The following is a 20,203-nucleotide window of genomic DNA, read 5'->3' on the forward strand; positions in this document are numbered from 1 at the left end:
CCTGACAGTGCATCACAGCTACTTTGCTGGCCTGAGCAGAGATGGCGTTCTCTCGCATGGCGGTGTGCTCCATGCCTACAGCAACTTCTTCGATGGTGTCGAGTTGTCTGGTGTGGTCTGTTCTGATTCTGCACGCTGCCTTGTCGAATCCAACGTTTTCAATAACGAGATGGCCGTGACGCTTTACCGCTGGTATAACGAGGACGGCTCTCCGGTGGACTCGACGGTCGGTTTTGTCTCGATGAAGGATAACCTGCTTACGGCAGGCGGCGATGCCCTTGACGGCGACGCCCTTGGCTACAAGCCCGATTACAAGTACAGTGCCGATATCGCCGATGCGGATAACGCCTGGTTCGTGAAAATCGATAGCGGGGCCCGTTAGCCGGTCGATTTTAACAGCGTTTGGCTTTTTTTACTATATTTGGGCCGTACAAAATCCCAAGGAGTAGCTAAATGCTCAAATCTACACTGCAACAGACCGATCCGGAAATCTACAACATCATTCAGGAAGAAGCCGAACGCCAGGAATATGGCATCGAACTCATCGCTTCTGAAAACTACACCTCCAAGGCCGTCATGGAAGCCATGGGCTCCGTGCTGACCAACAAGTACAGCGAAGGCTACGTGGGCAAGCGCTACTACGGTGGTAACGAAGTGATCGACAAGATGGAAGCTTTGGCCATCGAACGTTGCAAGAAGCTCTTTGGTTGCGACCACGTGAACATCCAGCCGCTGTCCGGTTCTCCGGCCAACGCTGCCGTGTACTTCGCCGTCCTCAAACCGGGCGACAAGGTCCTCGGCCTCAAGCTCGACCACGGTGGACACCTTTCTCACGGCCATCCGGTGAACTTCTCCGGTATGCTTTACAACTTCGTGCAGTACGAAGTCGATAAGGAAACTGGTCGCATCGACATGGACAAGGTCCGCGAAATCGCTCTCCGCGAAAAGCCGAAGATGATCCTCGCCGGTTTCTCTGCCTACAGCCGTAACCTCGACTGGAAGCGCTTCAAGGAAATCGCCGACGAAGTGGGTGCCCTCACGATGGCTGACATTTCTCACATTGCTGGCCTCATCGCAGGTCAAGCTATCGAATCTCCGGTGCCGTACTTCGACATCGTGACCACCACGACTCACAAGACTCTCCGTGGCCCGCGTTCCGCTATCATCATGTGCAAGGACCGCACGATCCAGAAGATGGTGAAGGGCGAACTCAAGGAAGTTTCCCTCGCCAAGGAAATCGACAAGGGCGTGTTCCCGGGCATGCAGGGTGGTCCGCATGACCACATCAACGCCGGTAAGGCCGTTGCATTCCTCGAAGCTCTGCAGCCGGAATTCCAGACCTACGCCAAGAACGTTATCAAGAACGCTCAGGCTATGTGCGCCGAAATGCAGAAGCTCGGCTACAAGGTTATCAGCGATGGTACCGACAACCACCTCATTGTGGTCGATATGACCTCCAAGGGCGTTTCCGGTAAGGAAGCTGAAGTGGCCATGGAAAAGGTCGGCATCTCCTGCAGCCGTTCTACGATCCCGTTCGATCCGCGCAAGCCGATGGACCCGTCCGGTGTTCGTCTCGGTACTGCTGCAATCACGACTCGTGGCTTCGACGAAGAAGACACCCGCGAAGTGGCTCGCATCATCGACCGCGCCATCCAGGCTAAGGACGACGATGCCGCTCTCGCCAAGATCCGCGAAGAAATCGTGGCTCTCTGCAAGAAGCACCCGCTTTATAAGTAGGTTGTAGGTTTTAGGTTGTAGGGATTAGGAAATAGTCTCTGCACCGCCTGCTATATTTTCTTGCTTATAGAGTCATCCTGAGCGAAGCAACGTAGTTGCGAAGTCGATATACGAAACTTGGCAACGTGTTGCTTTAGTTGAGTTTGGTTCGAAGGAGCAGGATCTCTGCTAAAGAATTCGCCCTCGGTTAAAAGCCGGGGGCTTTTTTGTACTGCTCTATGCAACGGATGCTACAAAATTGTAATCCATTAACTTCAAAATAAACTTGGTTGTGTTCCTTTATCTTATTTAGAATATATATTAAGAATAGTTTAAAGGGGATTACGTCATGACGTTGTTTTGTTGCAAAATTTCCGGCCTCAGATTTTGGGTAATTTGCGGCGCATTGCTTGTTTTTACAGCTTGCCAAGATAATTCATCTTCGGTTATTGATTTTGGCTATGAATCCTCTAGTTCATTGACACTCTCCTTATCTAATTCATCGGACCAGCCTTCAACTCCTAGAAAACTTGATTTATCTTCGTCTAGTTCGCGGGTTCCTGTCGTTTATGATAAAGATCCGAAATTTGCTTGCTCTGATTCTACGAAAATCTTTGGTGAATTTACGGATGCTCGTGATGGGCATGTTTATAAGACCGTTAAAATTGGGGATCAAGTTTGGATGGCGGAAAACCTAGAGTATAATCGTGAAAAATATACGGGAGAATCGAAGTATTATTATTCCTGGGTTGATGCTGTTGGGGGGATTGCTGCGGGTTGCTCTGGCGATGATGGTTCTGTATTATATATTAGCGATTATGTTTATAAAAAACATTTTGTCTATGACGGTGTAACATTTCAAAATTGCCCTATTGCGCGGCCCGCTCGCGGCTTATGCCCTGATGGCTGGCGAATCCCTACTACGGATGATTTTCAAACATTGCTTGATTACGCTGGGGGGTCAAAATATGCAGGTAAGTATCTGAAATCTACTACAGGATGGAGCGGTGTTGGAAACGGATTAGATTGTTTTGGCTTCAATGCATTGCCATCCTATAGTAAAGATGATCCAAATGGCCTTTTTGAAGATCTTCATATTTTGACAGATGAACCAAAAGCATTGTATATGTCTTATGAAAATCCCTTTGCGTATTTTACTTCTGTGACAACTTATGAAGCGAGCGGATATGTAGTCCGTTGTATTCAGGGGGATGGAAATTACGGTTTAGATTTACCGATAGACCGTGCCGAGAATACTTACACAGGGTCTTTTGAATCGTTTACGGATACCCGCGATGGGCATGTTTATAAAACTGTCGATATTGGCGGTTGGGTCTGGATGGCCGAAAATTTATCTTATGGTTCCAAAGAGACATACACTTATGATGAAATGATAAATGCTCCGGTTACGGGGTGCTATTTAGACATTTTAATATGGGGCGATGATTACGGAATGTGGAACTATTGCGCTGCTGAATATCCTATTCAGGGGATTTGTCCAGATGGCTGGCATGTTCCGAGTTCTTATGAATGGAGAGTCCTGAGTGCCTTTGTAAATGGTTTAAGCAATGCGACAAATTTTGCAGAAGGTGCTTATACAGGACCGATGCTGAAATCTACGAGTGGTTGGCCTGATGGAAAAAATGGTCTTGATGCATACGGCTTTGGTGCTAAGCCTCTTGAAGGAAAAGACCAGGTCCGCTTTTGGTCTTCAACGAATGCGGCAACCACATGGGATTGGTTTGGCAATGTCGTTTTGACAATTGGTGCTGACAGTGCTAGGTTAAAAACGGATGAAATTAATGGCTCCTATGAGGCTTCTGTACGCTGTCTTAAAGATGATGATAGCCAAAAGCGAACGTCTTCATCTCCTTCTGATTTTTCGATAAAGCCAGATGAACCCACTACTTATTCTGGCGAGTATGGCAAGTTTACAGATGAACGAGATGGCAATGTCTATAGGACTGTTGATATCGATGGTACAGTTTGGTTTGCAGATAACCTAAAATATGAAGTCCCTGATGCGTTGTCTTTTTGCAATTGTGCCGATACGACATCTTGTGATGGCCGTGGTCGCTTGTATCCTTGGGATGTGGCGAAAAATGCGTGTCCTGCGGGTTGGCGTTTGCCTTCTGTAGAAGAGGCTAATCATTTATTGATGCTTGCCGCTCAAGCTAAATACGACTTGGGTGGTTTTGAACGCACTGAAAGATTTTTTAAGGATACTGTAGGTTGGAAATATAAAGATGGCTACAATACGTTTGGGTTTAGTGCGGTTCCTGCAGGTGAGATGTTTTATCGTTTTGATTCGTTATCTGTTATTGACGAAGAATCTTGTAATGTACCCAAGGGCTACGATGAATTGATGCTAACTGGGTGGTCTGTTTCAGCTGGTTATTGGGTCGATGGTGAAAATGCGAAGGGAGAACAAGCCTATTTATATATAAACGAATCTGGAGTCAGTGAATTCGTTTCTTGGTATCCAACACCGCCTAATACGTTCAAAAACTATTATAGGGCAATTTCTGTCCGCTGCGTTAAAGATTAGACGAAAAAACAACTTTCAACTTCCTACTTCCTACTTCCTACTCAAAAATAAAACCTATCTTTGTTTCGATAACACGAGGTTTTATGCAGTCCTGGACCGAAATCAAGAAAATTGAAAATCCCACCGAAGAACAACAGCTGGAGGCAATTAACCTCAACTGGTATGCCATCAGTTTGATTGAAAATCCGACGGAAACCGTGCAAAAGGCTGCATTTGAAAAAAACGAGCAGGCCATTCTTTATGTAAAATGTGGCCCTTGCGATGCTTTGAAGCAGTCTCTCAATGCGATGGATGAATCAACGTTCCTCAGGGCATTCAAGGCAGAACCGAATTTGCTCAAGTTCGTGACGAATCCGGTGCTTCTCAAGGCGGCTGTTTCGCAGGACTGGAAAATCGTTCGCAAAATAGACGGCGCGTCCGATGAACTGTGGGCCGAGGCCGTTCGTCAGAGCGCAGATGCTTTGAAATTTATCCGCAATCCAGGCGAAAAAGTGCTCGTGGCTGCTGTTGAACGCGACTGGAAATACCTCCAGGAAATTGAGAATCCGACGGCTGTCGTTGTTGTGGCTGCGGTCAAGCAGGATTATCATGCGTTTGAATACGTGAGCATTCGTCGTCGGACTGAACCGGTACAGCTGGCTGCGGTCCGTACAGATTGGCGTTGCGTTCAGTACTTGCAACGCGCTAGCGAAAACGTGCAGATGGAAGCCGTTCGCCAGTCGAAGGATGCTTTCAAGCTCATCAAGAATCCGACTCCTGCAGTTAAGGAACTTTGCGAATAGGTATTGCGATGGGTGAGGCGGCGTATCGTCCGTTGTTGAAAATTGACAACGTCACTTTCCGTTATCCGAAATCTTCGCAGGACGCTTTGTCGAATCTTTCGCTTTGCATTCCGCAGGGGAGCTTGTTTGCACTGATAGGCCCGAATGGCGCCGGCAAGACAACGATGTTGCGGCTTCTTTGCGGTCGCATGCGACGTTTTGAAGGTTCTATTGATATTGAAGAATCCTTGCGAAATTCCGCAGGCTTTTTGGATTCGAAAAAATATGGCGTTTTACTTGAAAATCCGGGCGTTTATTCGAAACTCACCATTGAAGAATACCTCAAGTTTTTTACGGGGTTTTATGATTTGGGCGATGGGGCGTGGCTAGAGGGCGGCTCCGTCTATGAACGCTGTGAAAAATTTGCAGAACGCCTGAAATTGCCGTCTTTGGATACTCGCATGGACGCTCTTTCGCTTGGAAACCGGCAAAAGGTGCAAATTGTCCGTGCGTTGCTGCATAATCCAAAGCTCTTGATTCTCGATGAGCCTGTGGCGAACTTGGACCCGATTTCGCGTGAATCCGTTTGGAAGCTCATCGATGAATGGCGACGCGAATTGAGCGGAACTGCGATTGTGAGTTCGCATGTGCTTGCTGAAATGGATAAATGGGCGACGGACTATGCAATCATTGATCGCGGTCAAGTGCTGAAATTTGGGAAAAATCCGGGTGTCGGGGAGATTGCAACGTCTTCGACGCATTTTGAACTGTTGTTCGAAAATTCTGTCGCTCGCGAACAAATTGAAAGTGCTTTAAAGAATGCCGGGCTTGTACCGTCGCAAATCACTGCCAAGGGCGATTCCCTCGCCGACATTTACCGCTCAATCATCCAGTAAAAATTACTGAAATCTGTCCAGAGTTTTATAACTTAGTTCAAGAAATACGCAATCTAGAACTGTATGGATCCCCTCCCTGACGGTCGAGGATGACTGTGATCGCGATTCTCGCCATAATTGGTTGCCATCACTAACCACTGCCTACTGTCTACTTCCTACCGCCTACAGCCCTTCCTTCTCTCGTCTTTGTATATTCGCCTTCGGCTCATATACCAGTAGTGTGCAAGGTTATGATGCAGCAGAATACTTGTGTTCTGATATATCATAATCGCAGCCACGAACGCCAAAGGCGTTCAATGCTGGGCTCGGTCATGGGTGTGCGAGCACCCCCGCGAACGCTCGCCCTCCGCATTTGTCGTCTCTCGTCTTTCGTCTAAACTAGAACGCTTGCGACAAATCAAACGCGAACCGTCCCCATTTGAATTTCATGGAATTCTTCTTGTCTTCGTCATAGCTGGTAAGGCCCGTAACAATTGCATAATCGAGGCGGAACGTGAGGAATTGCCAACGATAGCGGATCCCTAGACCAAGGCTGCCTTCCTGGGCGTCTTCGTAGCTTTTGTCTTTGGTATCGACAACTCTTGCCCAGTCGAAGAATTGTACGATTTGCCATGCTCTCAAAGACTTCCATGGGAATGTCCAGCGGAGTTCCTCGTTGAAGCGGAGGTACATCGGTGTGAGGGCTGTGTTGATGACTTCTTTAGTAACATCCTCGGTAACTTCTGTTCCGTCGTCTTGTTTCTTGGTGACTTGTTCTGTAGTGGTTGTTGTGTAGCTTGCGTAAATACTGCGGAAACGGTTGCCTCGCACAGAGCGGGAACCACCTTGGTAAAATACGCGAGCGTCGTCTTCGATGGCTCTATTGAAAAAACTACCGATGCTTCCGCTAAGAGCTCCGTACAAAGTCCAGTATATCGGAAAATAAAGATTGGCTGTCGCTTCGCCGTATGTATATATATGCCCATCTTCGTAGTCGTTTTTTCCGCTAAAGTTTGTTCCGAATCCCGCTGTAGGGGAGATGCGAACGCCTTTCGTTGGGTTGAAATAGTCGTCGGTGTAGTCGAAAGTCAATGCAATTTCGCCTTTGAGCTTGAAGAGCTTGTCTTCATTCTTGTTCACGTATCGCGTATCGATGGTTCCGCGGAATTTGATGTTATCGGTAATGCCGAACGTCAGGTCTCCGCGGTTGATGATTTCGTAGCGTTCTTCAACGCTGTCGGGATAGGCGGGGGGAGTGATTTTTTCATGATTGAACGAAAGACGGTCAACAAAGCGGATGGCGGTCGGGATGAACGTGAATGAAGTTCCGAACAAAAGCGGATTGGCGTAACCGAGTGTGATTTCTTGCTTGTGCTGTGCAATTTGTACGCTTGTCGAAAATTCATGGAATTTGCCAAAGAAATTCTTGTGGCCTGCGTAAGCTAAAGCCCCAAATCCGTACATTTCTTCAAAGAAAAATCCATACCTTGCTTCACCGGGGACGCGTTCGACAACATCAAGGTGAATGTCCGAAAGCCCGTCTTCGCGCAGTTCGTCGTTCAGTTTGACTTGCGTAAATAGCTGTGTTGAATAGAGCTTGCTCTTGAAGTTGAAATACTGGTTACCGTCAATGATTTCGCCTTTGGGAATTCGCCAAAGCGAAGACAACCATGATGTATTTGTAAGGCCTTCTTCTGAATCCGATTTTCTCTCGTTCTTGCTTATAACGCGTTGCGTCGAGGAGATGATATTTCCCATCAAAACTTTCGGGCCGGGAGTCACATTGATGACGACGTTAATTTGTTTTGCCGTCGTATCGACATGTTCTTCTGATGAAATATAAACGTGTAAATTACCTTGTTTTCGGTAAGCTTTCTGAATTTCTTGAAGATCTTCCGAAATATCTTCCTGATTATAATATTGATGCTTTGTAATTTTTAGCGAACCTAGATCGATAGGAATGGGTTCGTCTCCTGCAGAAATGATTTTAGCATCGTTAAATCTGTAGCATTCGCCTTCGTGTACTGTAAGTATATAGTTGCGTTGTTTAAGCCCATGAGCTAATGGCGTGCGCAGGATATCCATCTTCAAATCAAAGCTATAGTATCCGCGTGAATAGTAAAGTGCACGCACGTTTTCTGACGAAAGACGCATTAAAAAATCTTGCTTGATTGTATCGAGTTGAGCAAATTCTGTTGGAATATCCAATTGCTCGTTCAACTGGAATTTCGAGAAAATCTTGTTTCCCTTGATGATGATGGTCCATGGGCTTTTCTCTTCTGTATCGGCAAACGCCATCGACGAAAAAAACAATAATACACAAACTAGTAAAATCATTTTGCTTTCTCCGTAGGCGTTGTCGCAGACGTTTCATCTGCGTTTTTTATAGGCGCTTCATCTGCGTTCTTTCTGTCAGTAGATATATCTGATTTTTTTGTTTCTGCGGCGGTGCTTGTGCTATTTATTTTTTCAGATGAATTTTCTGTGGGCGTATTTTCTTTGCTCGTGGAATCGATTGACGTGCTATCCTTGAGTTTCACATACGTTTGAGGCACCTTGTCGTCTGTTTCCGTTGTATCGTTCGGCTGGCGCATTGCTCTTGGCGGGCGGACGGTTTCGCAACTTCCTATACCCAAAATGCAGGGATTCCAGAACTTGTATGTGTAGTTCATGCCGATGTTCTTCTCGACACGATTTTCGTTGTTGCTTTCTGCACCGGAATTGGTTGTGTATTGCTTTGAAATAAGCAAACCGTTGAGTGAAAGCGACGGTGAAAGGTGATTCCTGTGCGAGTATTCTTTTTCTTGGAAGAACGGGAGCTTATATGTCGCACCGAATTGTAGCGCTTGATCATAAATCGGATCGATGCTTTGATCTTGGGTGTAACCGAAAATAAGGCTTAAGTTCTTGACCCAGCGATCGAGTGAAATTGGAATCTTCACGTAAGAAGAGTCTTTTTCGTTGCTGGAGTTGTCGAACAACATCACCTTCATATCGATATCGCCGATGTAGTCGCCTCCCAAAGTCTTGTTTGCTGTAGATGCGATGACTTTGCCGATGGCTTTACCAGCAAGCTTGTTCCAGTCTGCCGATTCTCCAGATTCGTTCGCTACGCATCCAAGGAAGATGTTGTAATAAGTTGCCGCAGCTGTCGATTCTGTTCCGCAGTTGGAGCTAGGCATGGGCTGCAAATTTGTAATGGTTCCCTGAATGTCGAAGTTGATAGGACATGTATTTTTGTCACTATCGTCAGGCTCCGAACAGTAGGGAAGCTCCTGCACACTTGATACATCGATGATTCCGTGCTGCCAAGGAACATCATTCCATGAAATATTGAATCTGCTGAGTTCAAAATCGTAAAGTCCTTTGATGCCTATAAATCCGTTGTCCGTATTGGTGACATCGCCGCGCAAGAGCGGCCTGTTCGTTGTGCCTAGGACCCAAATGTCGAGCGTGAGCGGGAATGCCGCGAATGGCGAAATAATTTCAACAGAATCATGCTGGGAATCGCTGATGTGGAACGACAAATCGATGGGGTTGGAAACAGAGATCTTCGCTTCTGTTTTTTCTTTGCTGCGCAAGCTTGCGATGGCATTGTTGAACATCGACAAAATTTTGTCAAGCGAACTTGGCGTGATGTCAATTTCCAAATCCTTTCTATATACAAACTTGTCTATGATAAATTCACCGCTCACGTTGTTGTTTTTGATTTGCCCTTCTTGCGTGTGCGGAATATTGAATGTGATGTCGCTCCTTGCAAAAAGTCTTGCCGTACCATAAGTGTCATCGTCAAACGTATATTGGATTGAGGGTATCTTGGTGACGATGGACATCTGCTCTTTGGAATCAACCAAGTAACCCTTTACGTTTCTTATCGTAACCGTGTGTTGGTCTGTTTGCAATGTGTATTTGTCTGTACCGAAGTCGATGACGTCGATGCTCATGTTCTGCAAATCATAAAGCAATTTGGCAAATACGATGTCGCCGTATTCGTTTTGCGTCGATATTTCATTTAAATCAAGTTTGCCGTTCTTGATTCCACCCCTGATTTGAATCGGGAATGCGTTTTCGATGTTGGAATACCTGAGAAGGGTGGAATCCGACTTGATTTGGGCGGCAATGCCTGGCAAACCATCCTTTAGTTTTGCTTGGATATCAATGTTCAAGTCCGTTTTTTCGATTTCGCCGCGAATACCCGGAATAAGCCATGTTCCTCCGAGTTTGATGTTTCCGATAAAATCTAAACTATCTGTGAGTGTCCCGCTTCCATCGATGAATCCGTTGTTTGGACTCTTGTATGTAAGGCTGATTCGCCGTGTCGGTTCGAAAATGTTATCAACAACCACATTGGTGTTGCCCACCCAAACGCCATTGGAAATGTCGAAGTTCGTGAGCAGTTCGATTCTATCCTTCTTTGCAGATAGGTTTAGCTGCTTGATGTTCAGCACCTCTGTAGGAATTTTGTTGAAACTCAAATCCTTGAAGTCTATGTTTCCGAGCAGTCCAGAATCTTCTTCGAACGAAATTTCTCCGTTAAAACGACCTGAATAAAGGGTCGTATCTCCGAGCGGTTCCAACAAGAACGGTATATTGAAGTTCTCTATGGAAACCCAAGCGTGCTTTACTTGGAGCGGGAGCATGGCTGTAGGTTTGTAGTTCGGGTTCGAGTCGTTGGGGAGTACGAACGATGCTTCCATGGCGACTTTGTTGCTGTTGTGCGAAATAATAGCCTTGTCGATAATGACCGTGTCGCCGATTTCCCGTATCTTGGTGTAACCGTGGACAATGAACGGATCCACGTCGGCATCGATATCGAGTTCCGCTTCGCCGACTCTGGAATCGAGGTTGTAGAATACAGAACCGGAAATCGAGCCCTTAAGGTTGTCACTGAACTTTACATCCGAGAGGGGAATCGTGGAAATTTCTACGTGGTCGGTTTTTGCCCATACGAGGAGAGAATCACCGAGGTGAACTGTTGCTTCGGCTGTTCCGCCGTTCTTTTGCGTCAAATGCCAGTTGGTGTAAATTAGCGACTTGTCTTTCCAATCCACATCGCCTGTGATAGAGAAAACGTCTTTGGGTGTATAGACTGCGACTTTGGGGAATACGACACCGTCTGCGTCTAAAATTAACGATAACCGCAGCGAGTCCGCCTTCAGGTGGTAGGCGTTGATGATGGAATCTGCTTTTAAGAAGGCTCGCAGTTTTCCGTTTTCAAATGTACCTATCATCTTGGGATTGCGGCCTAGTTCGACATTGCCTTTGACCCAGTCTAGAGCCCATGGTTCCGTGGTTGCCAGATTTGCCGCAAAGAATACTTTAAGGCTATCCTTTGTCTTGACTCTCGTCTTGATGACGGAACCTTCACGAGTTTCGATGGATGCTTCGATGTCGTCGCCAGTCTTGGTCAACGATTGAATGTCCAAGTCCATCGGCATCATCTGCGGACCGTACATGGCGCTCATGTTCGATATTTCGCCGGAGAAGTCGAAGTCCAATTTGTCATCGATAACGCCTTCGAGGTTGATGGTGCCGCCTTCGTTGTTCTTGATAAATGTTTCGACAAGAGTATGCTTGGGATTGCCACTGACCTTGATCGTTGCATCGAGAGGCAAGAACGGCCAAAATTCAGCGATGTGCAACTTCAGTGTAAAGTTGTACTGCAAAGATTTCTTGGTGAGTGACGTCGTGACGTTGCCGCTGAAATTGACATTGCTTATCCCTGGAATCGCTTCGGGCAGTTTCATCGGAACCCATTTGAGCGGATCCTTGACGCTTACGTTTGTTGAAACCTTCAGCTGCGTGAGGTCTGTCATGGGGGCATTTGCGCTGATGGTTATATTGTCGTTTTTCGTTTTGACGTTCCCGTTGAGGAGGACGTTCTTGTCCGTGAAATCGACATCTAGCTGTAGTGCTGCCGTATCTTTCACGAAACTGCCCGCGATGTTGTCCGCGCTGAGCGCAACCTTCCTTTCGCCGATGTTCTGTGCTTTGATATTTTGCGCGCTCCAGCCCATATCACCCATCGTGAAGTCCAGTTTGCCGACGCTGAGTTTGACCGGAAGCGGAATATTGATGTTGTCGGGGAATGCGATTGCATCAAGAGCTTTCGATGAATCGCGGCCCGTAGCTTTACTTGTTTTGTCTGTCTCTTTGCTTGTTGTATCCGTCACTTGATTTGCAGAAATCTCTCTGATGTCGAGATCAATTCCCGGAGGGTCTCCCAGTAACGTTATGTCGAGGTGCGGTCCCCGGATCATGTAAGTCGATTCCCCTTTTTGAACGAGAATGGAATCATAATAGTGGTCGAGGAGATTGTTCTGGTGATGTCCGTAAGGGGTGATGGTCACGTCCCCGAACGTGTGCGGAGATGAAAGCAATTCTTCGATGGCATAGTGAACATACCAGACACCGACGGTCACGGCAGCTACAATTGCCGTCGTAATGACGGACTTCACAAAGAAAATCGATAGTATGCTTTTCAAGTGCCCATAATATAGATAATGTTCGAGGGAATCAAGTGATTGCTTGCATGAAACTTACTCTTGAATGAGATTGTACCTAGAACTGTAAATTATTATTTGTTAAGAATAAAATAATTGATTTGGCCGTTAGTCATTGGTCATTAGTAAATAGGATATGCAAAGTGGTTAGTAAACAGTGGTTAGTAAACAGGAATGTAAAAGGAACGTTCTTATTGCAATCCTAACCACTAACCACTAACCACTAACCACTTCCTACTTCCTACCGCCTACTTCCTACTAAAATTTGTTATATTCTCGTTCACATAATCATGAGGACTTTATGAAAAACGCTTTGCTTGCGATTGTTTCTTTGTGTGCCCTTGTCGTTACAGGGTGTAATTCCATTGGTGATAAGGATGCGGTTATTGCCAAAGTTAATGACGAACCAATTTTCAAGGAAGACTACGCTTTCATGATGCGTGTGGGGAATATTCTCCCCAATACAGAGCAAATGAGAAAAGCCTCGGGATCACTTTTTAGTCGTAAGGCTCTTTATACCGTTGCTCTTCGCAACCATCCCGAAATAAAGGATGAACTTGCTGCTCATAACACTTCTATAGACAATTATCTTTTGACGTTTGTCTATCAGCGACTTTATGCGATGGACCGCTTGAAGTACAGCGATGATGAACTTGCGTTCTATTACGACAAACATCACGATATGTTTGGGGATTCGCTCGCCTATATGAATGTTCGTGATAAAGTGGCTGAGGCAAAATTCATTGAAGATAATCAGGATTCTCTGAAGGCTTATGCATACCAGCATAGGGATTTGTCTAAATCTTCGGGCGAACTGGATATTACGGATGCTGTCAAGGAACGTTTCATTTCGGACTATCGCCAACGGATTGCTCGCGAAACGGGGCCTGCTTTGTTGAAAAAGTACAATATTCAGGAAACAGAAATTCAGATGCCGTCGGTGGAAGAATATTACGAAAAACACAAAAAAAATTACATGACTCCTTTCGGTTATGTTATTTACCACGTCGAGTCGGCGGATTCCGCAGCTCTTGCAAAACGCTTCAAGGGCAAGAAAGTCGATCTTCCGATGTTCATGAAAATTGCGTCGAAGTTCAGTGAAAATAAAGAAACGAAGCAAGCGAAAGGCTATGTGGGGAAGGTCGTTTACGGTCGTCCGTTCCCGTATGGCATAGGCTTTGTTCCGAAAATGTTCATCGAATTTGGCGAAAAAAAGGATTCCGTTTCCTCTATTCTTCGCTCTGAGTCGACTGGACGTTATCATGTGTTCTTCCGAGTTGCTGAAGCTAAAGAAGAACAGAAACCGCTAGACCGAGTCCGCAAAACTATTGAAAATGAACTAGCAACAACTGCAAACTATGAGTTGGATTCGTCCTATGTCCTCGTGACGAAAAATGGAGAACCCGTCATCCGCGAAAAGGATGTTTTTGCCATGTATGAAGACAATCCAGCTCTCATTCGTTCCCGTAAGTCCCATGACCGCATTGTAAATGCTCTTGCTCTCCAGCTTGCGTTTGCCACAGAAGCTCGTGAATTAGGATTGGACCAGACCTGGGAATACAGAGCCCTTTGCCGTCAAAGCGATGTAGATTATGTTATTAAAGTTTATAAGGACATTGTTTCGAAACGGATTTCGACTCCAGAAGATTCTCTCAAGGCTCTTTTCGCCCGCATGGGAAATCCTGCTCACCCGAATATGGAGTATGAAGAATCTCGCTACGACTTGGACGATTGGTTCACAGTTCCCGAAAACTACATGAAGAGGACTTATTACTACGCTTTGGAAGACTACTTGCCGGAAACTTATGAACAAGCTCGTAAAGACGTCTTTAAAGCGGTTGGACATCGCTATAGAACAAGCAGATGGGACAAGGAAGTTGTGTTTGCTTGGAGCTATGCCAAGGTTGAACTTTTTGCAGACAACATTACGCTTATGCCGCAAGAATGGTCTGTTGATTTGGCGATGAATGCTGCGGATTCGCTTTATACAAAGGCGAAAAAAATCGATCAGGCTTATACAGCGTGGACGGAAATTCGCGATCGTTATGTAGATATTGATTCTGTTGCCCGTAAGGCTACATTTGAAATTGCCCACATCTTAAGCGACAAGGAACATTACGACAGGGCTCAGAGGGAATATAGAGCATTCTACAAGACTTGGCCGGATTCTCCTGAGGCTGAAAAGGCCATGTTCAGCCGTGGCTTCATCTTGACGGAGAATATGCACAAGGATACTCTAGCCTTGGATGTATTTGAAGAATTCAAGAAAAATTACCCCAAGAGTGAACTTACCGAGTCTGTCGATTGGCTCATCAATAACATCAAGAGCAACGGCAAGCTCGCCGAAGACCTCATGAAAAAAATCGAATCGGAGGAGTAATTGAGTAGACAGTAGACGGTAGGAAGTAGACAGTAACTTCTAACTTCCTACTTCCTACTAAAACCAATTAAAATCTTCCTACTTCCTACTTCCTACTTCCTACTAAAAACTATATTTCTCACATCTTAAACTAAAAGGTACCAACTATGGAAATGACATTCGCTATGATCAAGCCCAACGCCGTGAAATCCGGCCTCGTGGGTCGCATTATTGACCGTTACATCGCTGCTGGTCTCTCCGTCTGCGCTGTGAAGATGCATCAGATGACCTCTGAAGATGCACGCGGTTTCTACGCTGAACACGTCGAGAAGCCCTTCTTCCCGGAACTCGAAGCCTACATGACCAAGGGCCCGTCCGTGATGCTTGCTCTCGGCGGCGAAAATGCCATTGCCAAGGTTCGTGCCATCAACGGTGCGACCAATCCGGCTAAGGCGGAACCCGGTACGCTCCGCTACGACTTTGCTCCTTCCATGACTGAAAACGTCGTCCACAGTTCCGACAGTCCGGCATCTGCCGAACGTGAACTCGACTTCTGGTTCAAGAAGGAAGAACGCTACGCTTACGAAATGCCTTCTCTCAAGGCTTGCTGCGTCCTCTAATAGAGCATAAGAGCTTAAAAAACAAAAAACAAAATCCCCTCAAGGAGACTGACTCAAATGAAATGGATCATCACGTATCTTACTTCTTCCATTGGTAAGAAGCAGATCATGGGATGCACCGGCGCCTTTTTGGCCCTGTTCATCTTTGGCCACATGTGTGGCAACTTCCAACTTCTGAATTTCGATCAGGCATCGGCTCAGGCCTCTTACAATGCCTACACCGAATTTCTGACCGGATTCAACCCGCTTCATTTCCCGGTGAAGATGATTTACCTCATCGAACTGGTGCTGGTGGGTGCTTTCGCTCTCCATATCTTCCTCGCTGTTAAGTTGAAAATCGAAAACAAGAAGGCTCGTGGCGGAATCGAATACGAAGTCAATGCTCGCAAGGGTAAGAAGACTTTCGCGACCTTCACCATGATCTGGTCTGGTCTCTTCATTCTCGGCTTCCTCGTGCAGCACCTCATGATGCTCAAGTTCGGTGAACATTATCTCTATGTGAATGCCGAAGGCGAAATCGTCCGCGACATGTGGCTCACCACCATCCAGATGTTTGCAAATCCGGGCTGGGCTGCATTCTATGTTGTTAGCATGTTCGTGATTGGCCTCCACCTCTTCCATGCTATTTCGTCTGCATTCCAGACGATGGGCATTGCCCACCAGAAGTGGACTCCGATTATCGATATCGCCGGTATCGCTTACAGCGTTATCGTTGCTCTTGGTTTCGGTATCACCGCCGTTGCAGCCTTCTACCTCGCTAACCAGCCGGGTACCCAGGCCCTCATCGAAAAGTCCCGCAGCCTCCAGCCGCAGTACGAACAGATGAAGCTGGAAAAGGCTGCTAAGAAGGCTAGCTTCGTGATTCCTTCTGTCGGTGAAGTTCAAGTTTCTTTCAACGCTGAAATTTAAGGAGACCACTAATGATTCTTGATTCTAAAATCCCCGGTGGTTCCATCGAAGAAAAGTGGACCAAGCATAAGTTCGAACTCAAGCTCGTGAACCCCGCCAACAAGCGTAAGTTCACGGTGATCGTGGTTGGTACTGGCCTTGCCGGTGCTTCTGCCGCTGCATCCCTCGCCGAACTTGGTTACAATGTCAAGTCTTTCTGCATCCAGGATAGCCCCCGTCGCGCACACTCCATTGCCGCCCAGGGTGGTATCAACGCTGCCAAGAACTACAAGAACGACGGCGACTCCGTTTACCGTCTGTTCTACGATACCGTGAAGGGCGGTGACTTCCGCGCTCGCGAAGCCAACGTGCACCGCTTGGCCGAAAACTCCAACCTCATCATCGACCAGTGCGTCGCCCAGGGTGTTCCGTTCGGTCGTGAATACGGTGGACTTTTGGACAACCGCTCTTTCGGTGGTACGCAGGTTTCCCGTACGTTCTACGCTCGCGGCCAGACGGGTCAGCAGCTCTTGCTCGGTGCTTACCAGGCTCTCATGCGCCAGGTTGCCGCCGGTAAGGTGAAGATGTTCCCGCGTCGCGAAATGATGGACCTCGTCGTGATCGACGGCAAGGCTCGCGGTATCATCGTCCGTAACCTCATCACTGGCGAACTCGAAAGCCACGTTGCCGATGCTGTTTGCCTTTGCACCGGTGGTTACGGTAACGTTTATTACCTTTCTACAAACGCTCAGGGTTCTAACGTAACAGCTGCATTCCGTGCTTACAAGCGCGGTGCTCTCTTTGCAAACCCGTGCTATACTCAGATTCACCCGACTTGCATTCCGCGTCATGGCGATTTGCAGTCCAAGCTCACCTTGATGAGCGAATCTCTCCGTAACGACGGTCGTATTTGGGTTCCGCGCAAGGCGGGCGATACCCGTAGCCCGGACCAGATTCCTGAATCTGAACGCTACTACTACCTCGAAGAAAAGTACCCGAGCTTCGGTAACCTGGTGCCGCGTGACGTGGCATCCCGTAACGCCAAGCAGGTCTGCGACGCAGGTCTCGGCGTGGGTAACACCAAGCAGGCTGTCTATCTCGACTTCGCCGACGCTATCCAGCGTATGGGCGTTGCAGGTGTCTCTGCCAAGTACGGCAACCTCTTCCAGATGTACGAAAAGATCACAGACGAAGACCCGTACAAGGTCCCGATGCGTATCTTCCCGGCTATCCACTACACCATGGGTGGTCTCTGGGTTGACTATGATTTGATGTCCACTATCCCGGGCTGCTTCGTTCTCGGTGAAGCAAACTTCTCCGACCACGGTGCAAACCGCCTCGGTGCATCTGCTCTTATGCAGGGCCTCTCCGACGGTTACTTTGTGATTCCGTTCACCATCGGTGGCTACTTCGCAGGTACCAAGCTCGAAAAGGTCTCTGAATCCGATGCCGCCTTCGAAGACTGCAAGAAGCAGACCGAAGAACGCATCCACAAGCTCCTCTCCATCAAGGGTCACCGCACTGTTAACGATATCCATCGTGAACTCGGTAACATCATGTGGGAATACGTTGGCATGGCTCGTAACGAAGCCGGCCTCAAGACGGCTCTCGAAAAGATTCCGGCACTCCGCCAGGAATTCTGGGAAAACGTCAACGTGCTCGGCTCCGAAGGTTCCTTCAACCAGAACCTCGAACGCGCCGGCCGCGTTGCTGACTTCCTCGAATTCGCCGAAGTCCTCACTCTCGACGCTCTCCATCGTAAAGAATCTTGCGGTGGCCACTTCCGTGAAGAAAGCCAGACTCCGGAAGGCGAAGCAAAGCGCGATGACGAAAACTTCTGCTACGTCGGTGCTTGGGAATACAAGGGCGACGGTATCGCACCGGAACTCTCCAAGGAACCTCTTACCTTTGATAACGTCCACCTTGCTACTAGGAGCTACAAATAATGAGCGGACTGAATTTGACTTTGAAGATTTGGCGTCAGAAGGATGCCAAGACCAAGGGACAGTTCGAAACTGTCAAGATCAACGATGTTTCTCCGGACATGTCCTTCCTGGAAATGCTCGACATCGTGAACGAAGAACAGATGAAGCAGGGCAAGGAAGGCTTCGCTTTCGACCACGACTGCCGCGAAGGTATCTGTGGCATGTGCTCTCTCTGTTCAAAGGGAATACCTTTGTCAATTTTGTGAATATTTTTCAAGATTTATGCATACCAATTGTGTAAAGTCGCTTCCGCATTTGCGGGAGCGGCTTTTACATTGTGGGGGTGTTGCTTGAACTTTTGCTTTTGTTACAATGTCACTTGTGTTGAGCTGCGGGGGCAAATGTCCGGGCGGTTTTGTCACTTGTGCAAAACGGCCAGGTCTTTTGCCGGAGTGTCTTTTACACCTATGCGAAGAAGCCTGAACATTTGGCCGAGCACCTTCACCGCTTAGGTGATGGTGCTGGGGCGTTTGCCGGAGTGGCATTACCACGGTGATGAAATTGCTTGGGCTTTTGCGCGAGTGGTTTCACCACTTGTGCAAAGGTCCTCGGACAATTGCATAAGCGCTTTCTCCACTTGTGCAAAGGCGTTTAGACATTTGCGGGAGATGCTTTTACAAGGTGAAGTAGGTGCCTGGACTTTTGCCGGGGCGTGTTGCATTCTTGTGTAAAGGGGCCCGGGCAAATGTCCGAGGGGCAACACCACTTATGCAAAGGTGCTTGAACATTTGGCCGAGTTCCTTCACCGCTTAGGTGATGGTGCTGGGGCGTTTGCAGGAGCAACATTTACAAAGTGAGGGGCATGCCTAAGCATTTGCGGAAGCTGCTTATACAAAGTGACAATGGCACTTGGACTTTTGCAGGACCTCCAACCACACTTTTGGGCCGCTTTTCGGGGCTTTTGCCCTCTTTTACCACCAGAGTTTCAGGCGAAGGTAGTCGATGGCCTGGTGCGAAAGAATCCACCAGAGGGTGCGCTTGCCCGCGAAAATCTTCGCGATACCTGTCATGCCGGGGCGGAACCACGGGGGAGTCGCCCGCACGAACTCGCCGCGCACGGCGAAGGTGTTCTCCTGGTCCTTGACACTTGCCGTCGGGTTCATGAGCGTGGTGCGGAACCTGTACACGTAATCGGGACGACTCTTGATGGCCATGAAGCCCTCGCCGCCAAGCCGCACGTTGTTCACTTCGAGTTCGCTCACGTCGGCCTCCATATAGATTTCTTCGATGGATGCCAGCTGGAACAGCTCGCCGCCCTGGTTCACATGCGACCCCACGCGCTTTTGCAGGTCGCCCTCGATGACCACCGCGCTGTCCGATTCGCAGCGCACCACCGAGCGAGAGAGCTTGTAGCGCACCGTCTTTAATTTCGCCAGTGTCTGCGAGAGCTTGGCCTGCTGTATGCGCAGGTCGGCCAGTTGCCTGTTCGCCTGGGCCTTCTGGATTTCGCGGCGGTTGTCCTGTTCCTGGGCCATTAGGTCGGCCTCTTCTAGCTTGAGTTCCTTCTGGTCGAGTCGCAAGAGCTCGTCGCCCTTGTACACGATGTCGCCCGGCTTCACCTTCACGCTCTGGATGAACCCGTCGAAGGGGGCGCTCAGGTAGGTGATGTGGTCGGTCTTGAGCATGGCCGGGGCGCTTACCCTGTAGGGGATGGGCACCAGTGCCGCGAAAAGAACGAACGCCGTAAGCAGGATGCCCAGCAGTTTTGCCCAGGTGTGTTCGTGGCCCAGCAGCTTGGCTAACCCCTCCCGCGCGGAACGGGCGAACCTCTTGCCGAACCAGCCGCTCTTGCGGTAGAGTTCGTCTATCCTTGCGCTAGTGAGCGTTGCGACCAGGTGGATCTGGGCGGACTCCTCGTCGTAGAAGGTGTGCGCCCCGCGTTCGCAGGTGATTACCGCTATGGTCTCTTCGCCCCGCCTTACCGGGACCGAGAGCATGTGCCCCACGC

Annotated in this window: 12 protein-coding genes and 1 pseudogene; 10 read left to right on the forward strand and 3 right to left on the reverse strand. The window is 48.1% G+C overall.

The features are described from left to right. From IKG78_RS00385 to IKG78_RS00405, 5 genes and pseudogenes are all read left to right on the forward strand, one after another. Positions 1-382 (forward strand): annotated as a pseudogene (locus IKG78_RS00385) (hypothetical protein); the annotation flags it as partial. A 71-nt stretch (positions 383-453) separates the two neighbouring features. Next, positions 454-1,737, forward strand: coding sequence for a serine hydroxymethyltransferase (gene glyA / locus IKG78_RS00390; RefSeq protein ID WP_290938000.1), 1,284 nt, complete (start codon positions 454-456; stop codon positions 1,735-1,737). A gap of 328 nt (positions 1,738-2,065) precedes the next feature. Beyond that, on the forward strand, positions 2,066-4,264 hold the full coding sequence (locus tag IKG78_RS00395; protein WP_290938002.1) for an FISUMP domain-containing protein: 2,199 nt from the start codon (positions 2,066-2,068) through the stop codon (positions 4,262-4,264). An 83-nt stretch (positions 4,265-4,347) separates the two neighbouring features. Further along, complete coding sequence (locus IKG78_RS00400; RefSeq protein ID WP_290938004.1) at positions 4,348-5,046, forward strand: hypothetical protein; 699 nt, start codon at positions 4,348-4,350, stop codon at positions 5,044-5,046. Beyond that, positions 5,037-5,921 (forward strand): ABC transporter ATP-binding protein, encoded by an 885-nt coding sequence (locus tag IKG78_RS00405; RefSeq protein ID WP_290938006.1) that lies wholly within the window; start codon positions 5,037-5,039, stop codon positions 5,919-5,921. The genes IKG78_RS00400 and IKG78_RS00405 overlap by 10 nt, the downstream gene beginning before the upstream one ends. A 378-nt stretch (positions 5,922-6,299) precedes the next feature. Here IKG78_RS00405 and IKG78_RS00410 read toward each other — a convergent pair whose 3' ends face one another. Further along, on the reverse strand, positions 6,300-8,237 hold the full coding sequence (locus tag IKG78_RS00410) for a BamA/TamA family outer membrane protein (RefSeq protein ID WP_290938008.1): 1,938 nt from the start codon (positions 8,235-8,237) through the stop codon (positions 6,300-6,302). Continuing rightward, positions 8,234-12,358: a hypothetical protein gene (locus IKG78_RS00415; protein ID WP_290938010.1), complete on the reverse strand. Its 4,125-nt coding sequence runs from the start codon at positions 12,356-12,358 to the stop codon at positions 8,234-8,236. Before IKG78_RS00415 ends, IKG78_RS00410 begins: the two co-directional genes overlap by 4 nt. Before the next feature lie 346 nt (positions 12,359-12,704). Here IKG78_RS00415 and IKG78_RS00420 point away from each other — a divergent pair, with 346 nt between their 5' ends. The 5 genes from IKG78_RS00420 to IKG78_RS00440 all read left to right on the forward strand — a co-directional run bounded on the left by IKG78_RS00420 (position 12,705) and on the right by IKG78_RS00440 (position 18,461). Next, complete coding sequence (locus IKG78_RS00420) at positions 12,705-14,783, forward strand: hypothetical protein (RefSeq protein ID WP_290938011.1); 2,079 nt, start codon at positions 12,705-12,707, stop codon at positions 14,781-14,783. 146 nt (positions 14,784-14,929) lie between these two features. After that, a complete protein-coding gene (gene ndk / locus IKG78_RS00425; protein ID WP_073423020.1) occupies positions 14,930-15,382 on the forward strand; it encodes a nucleoside-diphosphate kinase in 453 nt (150 codons plus the stop codon). A gap of 57 nt (positions 15,383-15,439) precedes the next feature. Then, positions 15,440-16,291 (forward strand): succinate dehydrogenase cytochrome b subunit, encoded by an 852-nt coding sequence (locus IKG78_RS00430; protein ID WP_290938014.1) that lies wholly within the window; start codon positions 15,440-15,442, stop codon positions 16,289-16,291. A gap of 11 nt (positions 16,292-16,302) precedes the next feature. After that, positions 16,303-18,216: a fumarate reductase/succinate dehydrogenase flavoprotein subunit gene (locus IKG78_RS00435; RefSeq protein ID WP_290938016.1), complete on the forward strand. Its 1,914-nt coding sequence runs from the start codon at positions 16,303-16,305 to the stop codon at positions 18,214-18,216. Next, positions 18,216-18,461, forward strand: a complete 246-nt coding sequence (locus tag IKG78_RS00440) for a 2Fe-2S iron-sulfur cluster-binding protein (protein ID WP_290938018.1) — start codon at positions 18,216-18,218, stop codon at positions 18,459-18,461. Before IKG78_RS00435 ends, IKG78_RS00440 begins: the two co-directional genes overlap by 1 nt. Positions 18,462-19,166: 705 nt before the next feature. On the opposite strand, the gene IKG78_RS00445 is transcribed toward IKG78_RS00440, so the two are convergent. Next, the coding region (locus IKG78_RS00445) for an efflux RND transporter periplasmic adaptor subunit (RefSeq protein WP_290938020.1) at positions 19,167-20,203 on the reverse strand (1,037 nt) is incomplete at its 5' end.

It is taken from the genome of Fibrobacter sp. (assembly GCF_017545445.1).
Classification (GTDB): Bacteria; Fibrobacterota; Fibrobacteria; order Fibrobacterales; family Fibrobacteraceae; genus Fibrobacter.

Excerpts from the sequence above, each read along its gene's own strand:
- IKG78_RS00395 (WP_290938002.1), top strand. The coding sequence starts at position 2,066 with ATGACGTTGTTTTGTTGCAAAATTTCCGGCCTCAGATTTTGGGTAATT.
- IKG78_RS00410 (WP_290938008.1), bottom strand. The coding sequence starts at position 8,237 with ATGATTTTACTAGTTTGTGTATTATTGTTTTTTTCGTCGATGGCGTTT.
- IKG78_RS00430 (WP_290938014.1), top strand. The coding sequence starts at position 15,440 with ATGAAATGGATCATCACGTATCTTACTTCTTCCATTGGTAAGAAGCAG.
- glyA (WP_290938000.1), top strand. The coding sequence starts at position 454 with ATGCTCAAATCTACACTGCAACAGACCGATCCGGAAATCTACAACATC.
- IKG78_RS00420 (WP_290938011.1), top strand. The coding sequence starts at position 12,705 with ATGAAAAACGCTTTGCTTGCGATTGTTTCTTTGTGTGCCCTTGTCGTT.
- ndk (WP_073423020.1), top strand. The coding sequence starts at position 14,930 with ATGGAAATGACATTCGCTATGATCAAGCCCAACGCCGTGAAATCCGGC.
- IKG78_RS00440 (WP_290938018.1), top strand. The coding sequence starts at position 18,216 with ATGAGCGGACTGAATTTGACTTTGAAGATTTGGCGTCAGAAGGATGCC.
- IKG78_RS00435 (WP_290938016.1), top strand. The coding sequence starts at position 16,303 with ATGATTCTTGATTCTAAAATCCCCGGTGGTTCCATCGAAGAAAAGTGG.
- IKG78_RS00400 (WP_290938004.1), top strand. The coding sequence starts at position 4,348 with ATGCAGTCCTGGACCGAAATCAAGAAAATTGAAAATCCCACCGAAGAA.